This is a genomic window from Methylocystis rosea SV97, assembly GCF_000372845.1.
Classification (GTDB): Bacteria; Pseudomonadota; Alphaproteobacteria; order Rhizobiales; family Beijerinckiaceae; genus Methylocystis; species Methylocystis rosea.
The window spans coordinates 743,924-757,815 of record NZ_KB889963.1 but is presented as its reverse complement, the minus strand read 5'-3'; the positions used below and the strand labels follow the sequence as shown (position 1 = coordinate 757,815).

General features: G+C 64.6%; 13 protein-coding genes. 11 read left to right on the top strand and 2 right to left on the bottom strand.

The window, feature by feature from the left end; all coding sequences use genetic code 11:
* The first annotated feature begins 2 nt into the window (after positions 1 to 2).
* The 6 genes from A3OO_RS0104075 to A3OO_RS0104045 all read left to right on the top strand — a co-directional run bounded on the left by A3OO_RS0104075 (position 3) and on the right by A3OO_RS0104045 (position 6,690).
* Positions 3 to 992: an NAD-dependent epimerase/dehydratase family protein gene (locus A3OO_RS0104075; protein WP_018406560.1), complete on the top strand. Its 990-nt coding sequence runs from the start codon at positions 3 to 5 to the stop codon at positions 990 to 992.
* A 10-nt stretch (positions 993 to 1,002) separates the two neighbouring features.
* Entirely contained in the window at positions 1,003 to 2,427 is a 1,425-nt protein-coding gene (locus A3OO_RS0104070; protein WP_018406559.1) for a glycosyltransferase family 4 protein, read from the top strand.
* 187 nt (positions 2,428 to 2,614) lie between these two features.
* The gene (locus tag A3OO_RS0104065; RefSeq protein WP_018406558.1) at positions 2,615 to 3,145 is read left to right on the top strand and encodes a hypothetical protein; all 531 of its coding nucleotides are present in this window, start codon (positions 2,615 to 2,617) and stop codon (positions 3,143 to 3,145) included.
* Positions 3,146 to 3,305: 160 nt separating this feature from the next.
* Positions 3,306 to 4,307 (top strand): adenosine kinase, encoded by a 1,002-nt coding sequence (locus tag A3OO_RS0104055; RefSeq protein ID WP_018406556.1) that lies wholly within the window; start codon positions 3,306 to 3,308, stop codon positions 4,305 to 4,307.
* A gap of 62 nt (positions 4,308 to 4,369) precedes the next feature.
* Positions 4,370 to 4,807, top strand: coding sequence for an FKBP-type peptidyl-prolyl cis-trans isomerase (locus A3OO_RS0104050; protein WP_018406555.1), 438 nt, complete (start codon positions 4,370 to 4,372; stop codon positions 4,805 to 4,807).
* An 80-nt stretch (positions 4,808 to 4,887) separates the two neighbouring features.
* Positions 4,888 to 6,690, top strand: a complete 1,803-nt coding sequence (locus A3OO_RS0104045; protein WP_018406554.1) for a patatin-like phospholipase family protein — start codon at positions 4,888 to 4,890, stop codon at positions 6,688 to 6,690.
* A 7-nt stretch (positions 6,691 to 6,697) separates the two neighbouring features.
* Here the strand turns inward: A3OO_RS0104045 and ubiB are convergent, their stop codons facing one another.
* Both ubiB and ubiE read right to left on the bottom strand, forming a co-directional pair.
* On the bottom strand, positions 6,698 to 8,260 hold the full coding sequence (gene ubiB / locus A3OO_RS0104040; RefSeq protein ID WP_018406553.1) for a 2-polyprenylphenol 6-hydroxylase: 1,563 nt from the start codon (positions 8,258 to 8,260) through the stop codon (positions 6,698 to 6,700).
* A 125-nt stretch (positions 8,261 to 8,385) separates the two neighbouring features.
* Positions 8,386 to 9,156, bottom strand: a complete 771-nt coding sequence (gene ubiE / locus A3OO_RS0104035) for a bifunctional demethylmenaquinone methyltransferase/2-methoxy-6-polyprenyl-1,4-benzoquinol methylase UbiE (RefSeq protein ID WP_026222676.1) — start codon at positions 9,154 to 9,156, stop codon at positions 8,386 to 8,388.
* 108 nt (positions 9,157 to 9,264) lie between these two features.
* Here ubiE and mutM point away from each other — a divergent pair, with 108 nt between their 5' ends.
* The 5 genes from mutM to A3OO_RS0104010 are packed head-to-tail and all read left to right on the top strand — an operon-like array spanning position 9,265 to position 13,744.
* Positions 9,265 to 10,134, top strand: a complete 870-nt coding sequence (gene mutM / locus A3OO_RS0104030) for a bifunctional DNA-formamidopyrimidine glycosylase/DNA-(apurinic or apyrimidinic site) lyase (protein WP_018406551.1) — start codon at positions 9,265 to 9,267, stop codon at positions 10,132 to 10,134.
* Positions 10,135 to 10,174: 40 nt separating this feature from the next.
* Positions 10,175 to 10,939, top strand: coding sequence for an ABC transporter ATP-binding protein (locus tag A3OO_RS0104025; protein ID WP_018406550.1), 765 nt, complete (start codon positions 10,175 to 10,177; stop codon positions 10,937 to 10,939).
* Entirely contained in the window at positions 10,936 to 11,748 is an 813-nt protein-coding gene (locus tag A3OO_RS0104020; protein ID WP_018406549.1) for an ABC transporter permease, read from the top strand. The genes A3OO_RS0104025 and A3OO_RS0104020 overlap by 4 nt, the downstream gene beginning before the upstream one ends.
* A 2-nt stretch (positions 11,749 to 11,750) precedes the next feature.
* Entirely contained in the window at positions 11,751 to 12,479 is a 729-nt protein-coding gene (locus A3OO_RS0104015) for a TlyA family RNA methyltransferase (protein WP_040573603.1), read from the top strand.
* Positions 12,476 to 13,744, top strand: coding sequence for a class I SAM-dependent RNA methyltransferase (locus A3OO_RS0104010; RefSeq protein ID WP_018406547.1), 1,269 nt, complete (start codon positions 12,476 to 12,478; stop codon positions 13,742 to 13,744). Before A3OO_RS0104015 ends, A3OO_RS0104010 begins: the two co-directional genes overlap by 4 nt.
* Positions 13,745 to 13,892: the final 148 nt, after the last annotated feature.

Here is a 13,892-nt window from a genome sequence, read left to right as displayed (position 1 = left end):
CGATGGCCGCCTTCGAGCGCATCTTGGTGACGGGCGGCGCCGGATTTGTCGGCGGCCACCTCTGCGCCGCCCTGGCCGAGGCCTATCCGCAGGCGACGCGGTCGCTGCTGCTGCGTCCCGGCGAACGCGGCGGCCATGAGGCTTTCGCCGCAGCCGTCGCCGATCTTGTCGACGAAGCCGCGATCGATTCGCTGATTGCGCGCATGCGTCCCGATCTCGTCGTCCATCTCGCGGGTCAGTCGTCGATCGCGCAGGCGCTGCACGCCGCCGAAATGACTTGGCGGGTGAATTTTCATGGTTCTTTCGCGCTTGGGGCGGCGGTCGCCCGGCACTGCCCAACCGCGGCGTTTCTCTTCGCCTCAACCGCGGCGGCCTATGGCGCAAGCTTTCGCGACGGGGTCTTGAACGAGGACGCCCCGTTGCGGCCGGTGGACGTCTACAGCCGCTCGAAGGTCGCCGCCGAGAGCGCGCTTTCGGATCTCTTGGCTCCCAAAGGGCGACTCATCGTGGCGCGGCCGGTCAATCATTCAGGACCGGGCCAGCGCAATCGCAACTTCGCGCTCGCCTCCTTCGCCGCGCAGATCGCCGCGATCGAGGCGGGGCGCGCCGAGCCCCGCCTCAGGGTCGGCGATCTCTCCAAGGCCCGCGATTTCCTCGACGTGCGCGACGTCATCGACGCCTATTTGCGGCTGATCGCAAGTGCGCGGGATCTGCCCGCTTCCGTCTCGATCTTCAACATCGCGTCCGGAAGGGCGCATCGCATGGAGGCGCTGCTCGAGCGGCTGCGCGGACAGGCAAGGGCGCAATTTGAGATCGAGGTCGATCCGGCGCTGCTGCGCCCTGAAAGCGACATCGCCAGCGTCGCCTGCGACGCGACGAGACTGACCGAAGCGACCGGCTGGCGCCCCCGCCACGACATCGACGACATGCTGCAGGCGCTCCTCGACGACGCCCGCGCCGCCCAAGCGCAGGCCACAACGGCGCCGTCATGAGCAAGCGGTCATGAGCGAGCGGCAAAACCGAGAGCCCGAGCAGGACCGCGAACGCATCCGCCTGCTCGAATTCCAGCTCGATTATTTGCGCGCCGAACTCCTGCATCTGACCCACGAGCGCCATCGGCTGATCTATTCGGTCTCCGGCCACATCTATCGCTTTCTTCGGCCGGTCGAAGCGTTTCTCGCCGACGCCGCCAACGCTGTCGTCGCGCGTTTTCGCCCGCCGCCCGACGCGACGAGGCCGTCGGCGTCCGGTGAGGGCGCGCCGGCCGCTCGCGGCGCGCCGCTGCCGGCGCGAAGGCTGCTGGTCGATGTGACGGGAACGATCAAGCGCGACGCCGGCACCGGCATTCAGCGCGTCGTCAAGGAAGTGACGCGCGGCCTCTATAGCGGCGAAAGCTTCGACCTGCCGGTTCTGGCGGCACGCTGCGAGGACGGTCGGCTGCTGACCGCCAATGGCTTCATCGCCGAACTTGTCGGCGGCGAAGCCGCGCCCGACTCCGAGATCGCGATCGCCGGAGGCGACCGCTTTCTGATGCTTTCTGACAGCTGGAACGCCTTCGACGAACTCGCGCCGGTTTTTGCGAGGATTCGGGACGCGGGCGGCGAGGTCGTCACCTGCATCTTCGATCTCATTCCGGAGCTTTATCCGCACGCCTGCCACGAAGTGACGGTGCCGCGCTATCGCGCCTGGCTGCGCAAGGCGCTCCTCGAGAGCGACAGTTTCCTGGCGATTTCGCGAACCGTCGCCGATGAACTCGCCGACTATGTCGCCGCGCAAGGGCTGCCGCATCGTCCTGGTCTCAAGATCGGCTGGTTTCACTGCGGCTCCGATCTTGCGCTGCGCGCAGACGCCGCGCCGCGCGACAAGGTCAAAGCGGCGGTCGCCGGGGATGCGCCGGTCTTTCTCGCCGTCGGCACGATCGAACCGCGCAAGGGTCAGCGCGTCGCCCTTCGCGCCTGTGAAGACCTCTGGGCGAGTGGCCGCGATGTCCGGATCGTCTTCGTCGGCCGGCGCGGCTGGTTTGAAGAAGCGGTGGCAAGCGAAATTCTCGGACATAAGGAATTCGGCCGTCGGCTGTTCTGGTTCGACGACGCGGACGACGACGAGCTTTCGTTTCTCTACGACCACGCGGCGGCGCTGATCTTCCCCTCCTATGCCGAAGGGTTCGGCCTGCCGATCGTCGAGGCGGCGCGCCGCGGCCGCCCGGTCATCTGCAGCGACATCCCGGTCTTTCGCGAGGTCGGACGGGCTGGCGCGCTCTATTTTCAGGTCAATAACGCCAAAGCGCTGGCGGAGACGATCGCCGACTTTCTCGACGGCCGCCGCGTCGCCGACCAGGACCAGGTCTTGCGCGTCGCCTGGCGCGACGCCGCGCGGCGCATCGTCGAGGTTGTCGCGCGTGAGGACTGGAGCCGGCGCCTGCCGTAGCCTGCTGGTTTGCGTTGCACCATGAGAACGCCGGATTTCCGCGCTCCCTCAAAGCGTGTTAGAGAGGCGCCAATTGGCCGTGCGGCCTGGCCAGCGCTCTTGCGGCGCGCTGGGCCCGCACGGCTTTTCGCTTCCAATGCGGGTAAGGCCTTCGCCTTCTCCCACGCCAAAAACGGAAACGCTCTCCATGCCGATCAATATTCCGCTTCTCAATCAGCAGACGCCGCAGACGGTGCTCAAGATGATCAATCTCGAAGCGTCGCAGCTCTCGCTGCCGGATTCGCGCGAATTGATGTGGGGCGCTTTCGGCGCCTATGGCGTGCTCCAGGCGATCGCGCAGTCGTTCAACCACTCGCTGCTCGGGAGCCTGATCTACGGCGTGCTGAGCGTGGTCCTTCTCTACGGCGGAACGTACGGCCTGCTGCGCGTTTTGAAAGAGGACGCAAAGTTTCAGCGCACCGCCACGGCGCTCGCCATCATGAGCGGGCTTGCGGCGCTCGTCTATACTATCCTGCACCTCCTCTTCGGCATTGCTCTGCCGCCGCCCTTGCCGACCGAAAAGCTCCTGCGCTTTCTGCTCTTTCCGATTTTGATTTGGATGGTGTTCATGTACGCCTTCGTGTTCCGGCACGTGTCGCTGCGCCCGGCGCCGGCCTTCTTCGCGGCGGCGCTGTTCGTCATCGTCATCGAGGTGATCCTGTCGCCGATTAGCCGATAGACGCAAATCCATATTCGGACGGCGCGGCGCTCGGCCGCCTCGTTTTGCGAATTTCGCGAATGCCTCGCATGTGATCGACGGAACCGCGGCGCAATGCTAAACAACGCGCCAGCGGCGCGCAGACGCCCGATTGCCTACGCTAAACGGATTAACGACGCTCATGACCTTATCATTTGATGTTCTGGGCATTGGCAACGCCATCGTCGACACGATCGCGCGCGCCGAGGACGACGATTTGCTGCAGGCCGGACTGCGCAAAGGCTCGATGACGCTTGTCGACGAAGCGCGGGCCGCTGAACTTTATACAGCGATGGGCCCGACGACGGTTATTTCCGGCGGCTCGGCCGCCAACACCATGGCGGGCCTTGCGAGCCTGGGGCGCGCCGCGGGATTCGTCGGCAAGGTCAAGGAAGACGACGCGGGGCGCGAATTCGCGCACGACATCCGCAAGGCCGGAGTCGCCTTCGACACGCCGGCGGCCGCCGACGGCGCCGCGACCGCGCGCTGCTTGATTTTCGTGACGCCGGACGGCCAGCGCACGATGAACACGTTCCTCGGCGCCTGTCAGGCGCTCGCCCCGACGGACATCGACGAGGAGACGGTCGCGCGCGCGAAGGTCCTCTACATGGAGGGCTATCTCTGGGACCCGCCCGGCGCCAAGGAGGCCTTCCTGAAGGCCGCGAAGATCTCGCGCGCCAACGGACGCAAGGTGGCGATCACCCTTTCCGACAGTTTCTGCGTCGATCGCTATCGCGGCGAATTTCTCTCTCTCATCCGCGATCGGGTGGTCGACATCGTTTTCGCCAATGAAAGCGAATTGCACGCGCTCTATCAAACCGGCGATTTCGAGACGGCGCTCGCGGCGCTGCGCGCCGAAGACGGACTTCTTGGCGTCGTCACGCGGTCGGAAAAGGGCTGCGTCGTGGCGAATGGCGCGAGCGCCCTCGCCGCGCCGGCCTGTTCTGTCGATGCGGTCGTCGACACGACCGGCGCGGGCGACCTCTTCGCCGCCGGTTTTCTCGCCGGCTACACGCAGGACTTGCCGCATGAACGCAGCGCCATGCTCGGCGCGCTCGCCGCGGCGGAGATCATCTCTCACGTCGGCGCGCGGCCGCAGAAGGATTTGCTGCAACTCGCCCGTGACACTGGCGTGCTGGAATAAGTTCGGGTTTCCTCGACCAGAGGCGCTCGATCGGCGATTCAAACAAGCTGGAGGAACGAAAGATGCGCCTTGTCTCCAAAGCGGTTCTGGCCGCATTTGCCGCAGTCGCGAGTCTCGCGCTCACCGTTGAAGCGCGCACGGAGGAGCAGATGACGAAAAGCCTCACCGGCCTTCAGCACAAGGACACGAAGGTCGGGACCGGCGCGACCCCCAAGATCGGTCAGACGGCGGTCATGCATTACACCGGCTGGCTTTACAACAATGGCGAGAAGGGCAAGAAATTCGACTCGTCTCATGATCGCGGCCAACCGTTCGAATTCCGGCTGGGCCAGGGTCAGGTGATCAAGGGCTGGGACGAAGGCGTTGAAGGCATGAAGGTCGGCGGCAAGCGCACGTTGGTCATTCCGCCGGAACTCGGCTACGGCGCGCGCGGCGCCGGCGGCGTCATTCCGCCGAACGCCTGGCTGATCTTCGATGTGGAGCTGGTCGGGGTGAAGTAGCGCTGCGCCGCACATTGACGGAATCCAGCGCCGCCCGCCATATTTAACGCGGGCGGCGTTTTTATTTTTATGGATGCATTATGAGCAGCGATCAATCGCAGGCGGCGTTCGCCGCGCCTCAAGAGTTTTGCGACATCGTCATGAAGGGCGGCATCACGTCCGGCGTCGTTTATCCGCTAGCGCTGACATCTCTCGCCAAGAAGTATCGTTTCTCGAACATCGGCGGCACGTCCGCCGGCGCCATCGCCGCTGCAGCAGCGGCCGCCGCGGAATATGGGCGCTTGTCCGACAAAGGCGGCTTCGTAAGGCTCGCGACGGTGCCCGACGAAGTCGGGCCACATCTCAAGAGCCTCTTTCAACCGACGCCCGCGCTAAAACCGCTGTTCGATATTTTCATCGCGCTACTCGAATCGAGATCGGCGTTCGGGAAGGTCGCCGGCGTGCTGCGCGCAGCTTTTCTTGGCTACCGTAAGGAGGCGATCATCGGGGGAAGCCTTGGGTTCTTCCTCGCGTTGCTGCTCGTCACTCAGGGCGCCGCCTTCTGGCCGAGCCTTGTCCTTTTTATTCTGCTTGTTACGCTTGGAGTCGCCGTCGCGTTCGTCTGGCGTTTGATAGTGGCGTTCAAGCGTGAGCTGCCCGACAACGACTACGGCCTATGCCCTGGCCTGCGACAAGATGGAGGCGAACACGAAGGCTTTACGGACTGGCTCACTCGGCTGATCGACGAAGCGGCAGACCGCGCGCCCGACTCAGCGCCGCTGACATTCGGCGAGCTCAAGAAGCCGCCGCAAGACGGGCGTCCGATCTCGCTGATGATGATGACGACGAGTCTGATGGAGAAGCGTCCCTATACGCTGCCGCTCGATAGCGGACGCGAGGGTGACGCCACCTTTGGTTTCGTCTTTGAGATTGGAGAATGGAAGAGGCTCTTTCCCGCACGGGTCATCGACCACCTCCTCAAGGTCTGCGAACGAGATTTTCAGTCGCAGGGGGAGCCCGGCGAATTTTATACGTTTCCCCACCGGGACGATTTGCCCATCGTCGTCGCCGCGCGCATGAGCCTCAGCTTCCCAGGGCTCATTTCCGCTGTTCCGCTCTGGCGACGCGACTACAAATATGCCTCGAAGCCCGATCAGCAGACATTAAGACGCTGCCTTTTTAGCGACGGAGGGCTCTCGAGCAACTTCCCAGTCCATTTTTTCGACAAGCTGCTGCCGAATACGCCTACCTTCGCCATCTCGCTCGATGTCTTTGATCCGAAGCGGCATGATCCAGAGGGGGGTGACGGGCGCATCTGGATGTTCCGCAATCCGCGCGAAGGGGCAAGCTTGCCCATTCTGCCTTTCTCGGGCTTCGGCGACTTCCTGTTCCGGCTCGTCGATGCAGCGAAGGACTGGCAGGATAATCTGCAGAGCGTTCTGCCGGGCTACCGTGAGCGTATCGTCCATGTCGGACTTTCGGACGACGAGGGCGGCCTCAATATCGCAATGACGGAGGAAACTGTCCGAAAGCTGGTTGCGCTCGGCGAAAGAGCGGGCGAACGGCTGGCGGATTTTGACGGCGACGACATGGACGCGCCTCGTTGGCGCCGCTTCCTCGTCGCCATGGCCCGCATGGAGCAGACGCTCGACGATCTCACCCGTTCGTGTGAAGGGATCGCGCAGACGAGTAGCGGCCCGACTGTGGAGTCCTTCGGTCGTTTTCTGGAGCGCTACCCCGCGCTTGCGCGGGAATACGAGCAGACGCCCGCAGTTCTTAACGCTATGCTGACGCGCGCCGCGGAAATCCAGGAAATAGGCGCACAGTGGCGGGATTCGCCGACCATCCGATCAGGTAGGATTCCTCAACCAGACACCAATCTGCGCATCACGCCAAAGCCCTGAGCTTACGTCAATGGAATATCCACATAGCGGCAAAGAGCACTAAGGCGAGTCCGATCAGCAGCGTTCTGTCGGAGCGGCGGCGCGTCTCGCCCAGCGCCTCGATCGAGCGCGGCGAAAGATCGACGCCGCGCTCTGACATTTCGCTCACCCGCTGAATCGCCGTTTCGGCGTCCTGCAATGTCTGCGGCAGCCGCGTCGCGAGCTTCGCCAGCTCCGTGAGACTTCTGCTCGCGTCCTCGATCTTCGCCTTGACGCCAAGATTCTCCTCGATCCAGGAGCGAACCACCGGATCGCAGGTTTTCCAGATGTCGAGCTTGGGATCATAGGCGCGGGCGACGCCTTCGGCGACGACCATGGTCTTTTGTAGCAGCACCAGCTCGGTGCGCGTGCGCATGTCGAAGAGGGCCGTCACTTCGAAGAGCAGCGTCAGCAGCCGCGCCATCGAAATATCGGCGGCGTTGATCGTATGCATCGGCTCGCCGATCGCGCGCAGCGCCTGCGAAAATTCTTCGATGGAATGGCTGGCGGGAACATAGCCCGCCTCAAAATGAACCTCAGCGACGCGCTTATAGTCGCGAATGATGAAGCCGTAGAGAATTTCGGCGAGGAACCGGCGCTCCTTCAGGCCCAGCCGTCCCATGATGCCGAAGTCGATGGCGACGAGCCGGCCTCGCTTGTCGACGAAGAGATTGCCCTGATGCATATCGGCGTGAAAAAAGCCGTCGCGCATCGCATGGCGCAGAAATGACTGCAGCACGTTGCGGCCGATCGCCTTGAGGTCATAGCCCTCGGCGGCGACCCGCTCGATATCCGAGAGAGGAACGCCGTCGACCCATTCCAGCGTCAGCACTTCACGATCGGTGCGGCTCCAGTCGACGCTGGGCACGTGAATCTCGGGATCGCCGGCGACATTGTCGGCGAATTCGGAGGCGGCCGCCGCCTCGAGACGAAAGTCGGTTTCAAGCCTGACGGTGCGCGCGAGCGTATCGACGACCTCGATCATACGCAGCCGGCGCGCTTCGGAAGAATAGCGCTCAGCCAGCCGCGCCACGCGATACATATCGCGTAAATCGAGCGCGAATCGGCCTTCGATGCCCGGCCGCAGCACTTTCACCGCAACCTTGCGCACGCCCTCCTTGTATTGCGCCTGGGCGACATGCACCTGCGCGACGGACGCGGCGGCGACAGGCTCGCCGAAAGACACAAACAGCTCGTCGATGCTTCGGCCGAGCGCCTTTTCGACGATCGCGACCGCTTTGTCGCGGCCGAACGGCTCCATCCGGTCCTGCAGCGCGGTCAGCGCATCGGCGATCTCGCCCCCGACGATGTCGGGGCGCGTCGCCAGAAACTGCCCGAGCTTGACATAGGAGGGGCCGATCTGCGCCAGCGCGCGCACCAGCGCCCGCCCGGCGCCGTCGCGCTTGCCGCCCGCGAAGAGATTGGCGAAGCGCACGAGCGGCGCCGCGGCCGGCGGCAAAAGCGCCGGATCGAGGAGCGCAAAGACGCCTTCGCGCGCCATGATGTAGCCGGCGCGCGCCAGACGATAGAAATGACCGACGCCAAGGATCACGAACGCCGCCGCTCTTTAGATCACGCTGAACTTGGGCGGAATCGCCCAAATTAGCGTGTTCGAATGCAAAAGATTAGAGCGCGGCGTCACCGGGTCCCGATTTTTCGCAGCGCGCTCGTTAGAGATCAGCTCTTCCAGCCGGAATGGATCGCCACCACGCCGCCCGTCAACCGCTCGAAACCCGTGCGCCGAAAGCCGGCCTTGCGGATCATCCGTTCGAATTCTTCCGCGCTTGGGAATTTACGGATCGATTCGACGAGATAGCGGTAGGGCTCGGAATCTCCCGCGACAAGCTTGCCGATCGCCGGAATGACGTTGAACGAATAGGCTTCGTAGAGCTTGTCGAGGCCCGGAACGGCGACCTGCGAAAACTCAAGGCACAGGAAGCGGCCGCCGGGCTTCAGCACGCGATAGGCTTCGGCGAGGGCGACGTCGATGCGCGGCACATTGCGAATGCCGAAAGCGACCGTGTAGCTGTCGAAATGCGCATCGGGAAAAGGCAGCGATTCGGCGTTGGCCTGTATGAATTCGACTCCGGAAACGCCGCGCTCGCGCGCGCGATCGCGGCCCACTTCGAGCATGTCGCCATTGATGTCGAGCACGACGATTTCCGCGTCATGCGCCGCGCTCGCGGCGATGCGAAAAGCGACGTCGCCCGTGCCGCCCGCGACGTCGAGATGGCGAAAGCCCGTGCGCCCCCGCGCATTGACCTTGGCGACGAGCGTGTCCTTCCACAGCCGGTGCATGCCGCCCGACATGAGGTCGTTCATGATGTCGTAGCGCCGCGCAACCTTATGGAAGACGTCGTCGACGAGGCCCTGTTTCTCGTTCAAGGGAACCTCGGAATAGCCGAAATGGGTCGAGCCCTCTCGCTCGGAAGTTCGATCAATCATCAGGCGCTCGGGTGACGAGGAAGGAAGGGGACGGTATAGCCTGTCGCCGAGCCGGTGGCTACGCCCGCGCCGCCCCAGCCCGCCGGCGCTTTGACGGGATCAACCCACTTCATGCCAGAGCTGCCCGAAGTCGAAACTGTGCGACGGGGATTGGCGCCCGCGCTCGTCGGCGCGACGATCGAGCGCGTTGAGCTGAGGCGCCATGACCTGCGCTTTCCTTTCCCCGAACGCTTTGCCGCGCGTCTTCAGGACCGGCGCGTTCTCGACCTTCGCCGGCGCGCGAAATATCTCCTCGCCGATCTCGACGACGGCCATTCGCTGATCATGCATCTTGGCATGAGCGGCTCGTTTCGCATCGATGAAGAAACGCCGGGCGCGTTTCACCACAAGCGCGACAAAAACGCCGCGCATGACCATGTCGTCCTGCATCTCGATCATGCGCGGCGCGTCGTCTACAACGACCCGCGCCGTTTCGGCTACATGCTGCTCATCGCCACGCAGGCGATCGATGAAGACAAGCTCTTTCGTGGTCTCGGCGTCGAACCTTTGAATGGCGCGCTCGACGCGGCGTTCCTTGCCCGCGCCTTTCGCGGACGCGCGGCGCCGGCGAAGGCGCTGCTGCTCGACCAGCGCCTGATCGCCGGCCTCGGCAATATCTATGTCTGCGAGGCGCTGCATCGGGCGCATATTTCGCCGCTGCGCGCGGCGGGATCGCTCGTCACGGCGAGCGGCCGGCCGACGGCGGCGCTGGCGCGGCTGCCGGAGGCGATCAAGGATGTCTTGACGGATGCGCTGAAAGCGGGCGGCTCGTCGCTGCGCGATCATCGCCAGATCGACGGCTCGCTCGGCTATTTTCAGCACAGTTTCCGCGTCTACGACCGCGAAGGCGCCGCCTGCCCAACGCCGGGCTGCAAGGGAACGATCACGCGCGTCGTTCAATCCGGCCGCTCGACCTTTTATTGTCCTGTGTGCCAGACGTGACGCCCTTGCGAGGCGACGCGCGGCGAGCTTAATAACCCCCATGTCCCAAAATGCAGTCGCGCCAAAGCCGACGCTCGTCGTCGCCGGCCTTTCCAAGAGTTACGACAAGCGTAGAGTGGTCGGCCCGCTCGACTTCTCGCTGGAGGCCGGCTCCGTCACCGGCCTGCTCGGCGGCAATGGCGCCGGCAAGACCACGACGATCGGCATGGTGATGGGGCTGATCGAGCCGACGCAAGGTTCGGTCCACGCTTTCGGCTGCGATATGTCGCGCGAGCGCTATGGCGCGCTCGGCCGGATGAACTTCGAAAGTCCCTATGTCGACATGCCGCATCGCCTTACCGTGCGGCAGAATTTGCGCGTCTTCGGCATGCTCTACGACGTCGAGGATCTCGACGCGAAGATCGAACAGCTCGCGAAGGATCTGGCGCTTGGGGATTTTCTCGACCGCCAGACCGGACGCCTGTCCGCAGGCCAGAAAACGCGCGTCGCCATCGCCAAATCGCTGATCAACGACCCGCAGCTCTTGCTGCTGGACGAACCGACCGCGTCGCTCGACCCCGACACGGCGGACTGGGTGCGCGCGCGACTTGAAGCGCATCGACGCACGCATAATTGCGCCATCCTGCTCGCGTCCCACAATATGAGCGAGGTCGAGCGTCTGTGCGACCGCGTGCTGATGTTGAAGGACGGGACGCTCGTCGACGATGATTCGCCCGCAAGCCTCCTGGCGCGCTATGGCCGCGACACGCTCGAAGAAGTGTTTCTCGACGTCGCCCGCGGCCGCGTCGACGGAGCCCCGGCATGAATGTTTCCTTCAAGCGTATCGGCGCGATGGTGCTGCGCTACGCCTATCTCTTACGCGCGTCTTACACGCGCGTGCTCGACATCATCTATTGGCCGACCGTGCAGCTCCTCACCTGGGGATTTCTGCAGACCTATCTCGTGCGCGCCGGCGCACTCGCGGCGCCGGGCGGGGCGGCGCAGGCCGCCGGCACGCTGATCGGCGCCATTCTTCTGTGGGACATTCTGCTGCGCGGACAACAGGGCTTCTGCTTCTCCTTCATCGAGGAGTTGTGGTCGCGCAATCTCCCCAACATTCTGATGAGCCCGCTGCGGCCGGCGGAGTTCGTCGGCGCGCTTGTGGCCTTGAGCCTCATTCGACTCGCTGTCGGCGTGCTTCCCGTCACGATTTTTGCGATCCTGTTCTTCGGTTTCAATCTCTGGGCGCTGGGGATCGCCTTCGCCGCCTTCTTTGTGGTGCTGATGTTGTTCGCCTGGAGCATCGGTCTCTTCGTCTCCGGCATTCTGCTGCGTTATGGACTTGGCGCGGAAAACCTCGTCTGGTCGCTGATGTTCTTCGTGCAGCCGCTCGGCGCCGTCTATTATCCTGTGACCACGCTGCCCAACTGGCTGCAGCCGATCTCCTGGATGCTGCCGCCGACCTATGTGTTCGAAGGTCTGCGCGCCGTATTGATCGATCACGTCGTCCGCTGGGATCTGCTGGCGCAGGGCTTCGCGATCGACGTTTTTCTCTTCGCGGCCGCATCGGCGGCGTTCGGCCTGCTGCTGAAAAGCGCGCGGCGGGCCGGCACGCTGCTGCAGACGGGAGAATGACGATGGCCGCGAGCCGCGCCGACACAGCTCTCCACGCGCGAGGGCTTTTCGAGAGTCGCGCCAAGGCGCGCGAGGCGATCGAAGCCGGGCTTGTCACCGTCGACGGACGCATCGTCAAAAAGCCCTCCGAGCCGATCGCCGCCGACGCACATATTGTCGCGCAAGCGGCTTATCCCTGGGTGTCGCGGGGCGGCGTGAAGCTGGCGCATGCGCTCGACCAGTTCGGCGTCGATCCAGACGGGCGCTTCTGTCTCGACGTCGGCGCCTCGACGGGAGGCTTCACCGACGTTCTGCTGACGCGCGGCGCGCGCCATGTCGTCGCGGCCGACGTCGGTCACGGACAACTGCATGCGCGGCTGCTCGGAGATCCGCGCGTGACCTCGCTCGAAGGGCAGGACGCCCGCACGCTGACGGCGGCGCATCTGACCGAGGCGCCGAGCCTGATCGTGATCGACGCGAGCTTCATTTCGCTTAGCGTCCTGCTGCCGCATGTTCTTTCGCTCGCGGGGCCGCGCGCCGACCTTGTCGCGCTGATCAAGCCGCAATTCGAAGCCGGGCGCGCCGCGGTGAAGAAGGGCGTGGTGCGCGACGAGAAGATTCACGCACAAGTTTGCGCGCGCATCGAAGGCGAAATCGAAGCGCTCGGCTGGCGTGTAAGCGGCGACATTCCTTCGCCGATCGAGGGCGGCGACGGCAATCGCGAATTTTTGATTCACGCGGCGCGATCATGAGCGTTGAGCGCCTCGTCATCGAGCGGCTCGGCAATCGCGGCGAGGGCGTGGCGCTGCTTGGCGAGCGGCGCGTCTTCATTCCCTATGCGCTATCCGGCGAGACCGTGACGGCGGAGGTCGACGGCGAGCACGCGCGCCTCGTCGACATCGTCGAAGCGTCGCCGCAGCGTATCGCGCCGATCTGTCCGCACTTTGAGGATTGTGGCGGCTGCGCCGTTCAAACGCTGCGCGCCGACGGCTATGCGGCGTGGAAGCGCAGTCTCGTCGAGACGGCGCTCGCAAATGCAGGGCTGACGCTCGACGTGGCGCCGACCGTCGACGCGCATGGCGCCGGCCGGCGGCGCGTGACGTTCCACGCCCGGTTCGATGCCGGCAAGGCGCGGGTCGGCTATATGGCGGCGCGCTCGCATCGAATCGTCGAGATCGAGACCTGTCCAGTGCTCGCGCCCGAACTTGCCGGAGCGCTGCCCGCCGCCCGCGCAATCGCGGCGATTCTCGCGCCGCGCGGCAAGCCGCTCGACATCGCCGTCACGGCGACCCTCGGTGGTTTGGACGTCGAGTTACGCGGCGGCGGGCCGCTCTCCGAGACGGAAACCGGCGCGCTGCTCGCCGCGGCTGAGGCGCTTGATCTCGCGCGGCTGACGAATCACGGCAAGCTTGTCGCGCTCCGCCGCGCGCCACAGATCCAAGTCGGCGAAGCGACGCTCACGCTTCCGCCTGGCGCATTCCTGCAGGCCACCCAAGCCGGCGAAGAAACGCTCGCGGCCCGCGTTTTAAGCGCGACGGCGAAAGCGCAAAACGTCGCCGACCTGTTCTGCGGCGTCGGCGCCTTCGCACTTCGGCTGGCGCGGCGCGCGCAAGTGAAAGCCTATGATATGGACGCCGGCGCACTCGCGGCGATGCGCGCCGCGGCGCATGCGACGCCCGGCCTGCGCACACTCGAAGACGTCGCCCGCGATCTCTTCACGCGTCCGCTCAGCGCCTGTGAACTCAATGAGTTCGACGCCGTCGTGTTCGATCCGCCGCGCGCCGGCGCCGCCGCGCAGGCGGCTGAAATCGCACGATCGGAAGCTCCGATCGTCGTCGCCGTCTCCTGCCATGCACAAAGTTTCGCCCGTGACGCCGCAATTTTGCTCAAAGGCGGGTACGTCATCCGGGAAATCACGCCCATCGACCAGTTCCGCTATGCGGCGCATGTCGAGATCGTGGCCGTTTTCGAGAAGTCGAGCGGACGCAAATCCGCAAAACGGCGTCTGCTTGGATGAAATTGTCGGCGCCTGCGTCGCTCGTGCGTGCCAAGAATGTCACAGGAGCGTCAAGAAGCGACATTGCGACGCAGCGGCTCCGCCCTGAGCAGTTGCCGGCCGCCCAAATCAGGCATAGGATTTGCGAGTGGTCCAGCGTAGCCGGAAA

Excerpts from the sequence above, each read along its gene's own strand:
- A3OO_RS0104025 (WP_018406550.1), top strand. The coding sequence starts at position 10,175 with ATGTCCCAAAATGCAGTCGCGCCAAAGCCGACGCTCGTCGTCGCCGGC.
- A3OO_RS0104070 (WP_018406559.1), top strand. The coding sequence starts at position 1,003 with ATGAGCGAGCGGCAAAACCGAGAGCCCGAGCAGGACCGCGAACGCATC.
- A3OO_RS0104050 (WP_018406555.1), top strand. The coding sequence starts at position 4,370 with ATGCGCCTTGTCTCCAAAGCGGTTCTGGCCGCATTTGCCGCAGTCGCG.
- A3OO_RS0104075 (WP_018406560.1), top strand. The coding sequence starts at position 3 with ATGGCCGCCTTCGAGCGCATCTTGGTGACGGGCGGCGCCGGATTTGTC.
- A3OO_RS0104055 (WP_018406556.1), top strand. The coding sequence starts at position 3,306 with ATGACCTTATCATTTGATGTTCTGGGCATTGGCAACGCCATCGTCGAC.
- A3OO_RS0104015 (WP_040573603.1), top strand. The coding sequence starts at position 11,751 with ATGGCCGCGAGCCGCGCCGACACAGCTCTCCACGCGCGAGGGCTTTTC.
- A3OO_RS0104010 (WP_018406547.1), top strand. The coding sequence starts at position 12,476 with ATGAGCGTTGAGCGCCTCGTCATCGAGCGGCTCGGCAATCGCGGCGAG.
- A3OO_RS0104020 (WP_018406549.1), top strand. The coding sequence starts at position 10,936 with ATGAATGTTTCCTTCAAGCGTATCGGCGCGATGGTGCTGCGCTACGCC.
- A3OO_RS0104065 (WP_018406558.1), top strand. The coding sequence starts at position 2,615 with ATGCCGATCAATATTCCGCTTCTCAATCAGCAGACGCCGCAGACGGTG.
- A3OO_RS0104045 (WP_018406554.1), top strand. The coding sequence starts at position 4,888 with ATGAGCAGCGATCAATCGCAGGCGGCGTTCGCCGCGCCTCAAGAGTTT.
- mutM (WP_018406551.1), top strand. The coding sequence starts at position 9,265 with ATGCCAGAGCTGCCCGAAGTCGAAACTGTGCGACGGGGATTGGCGCCC.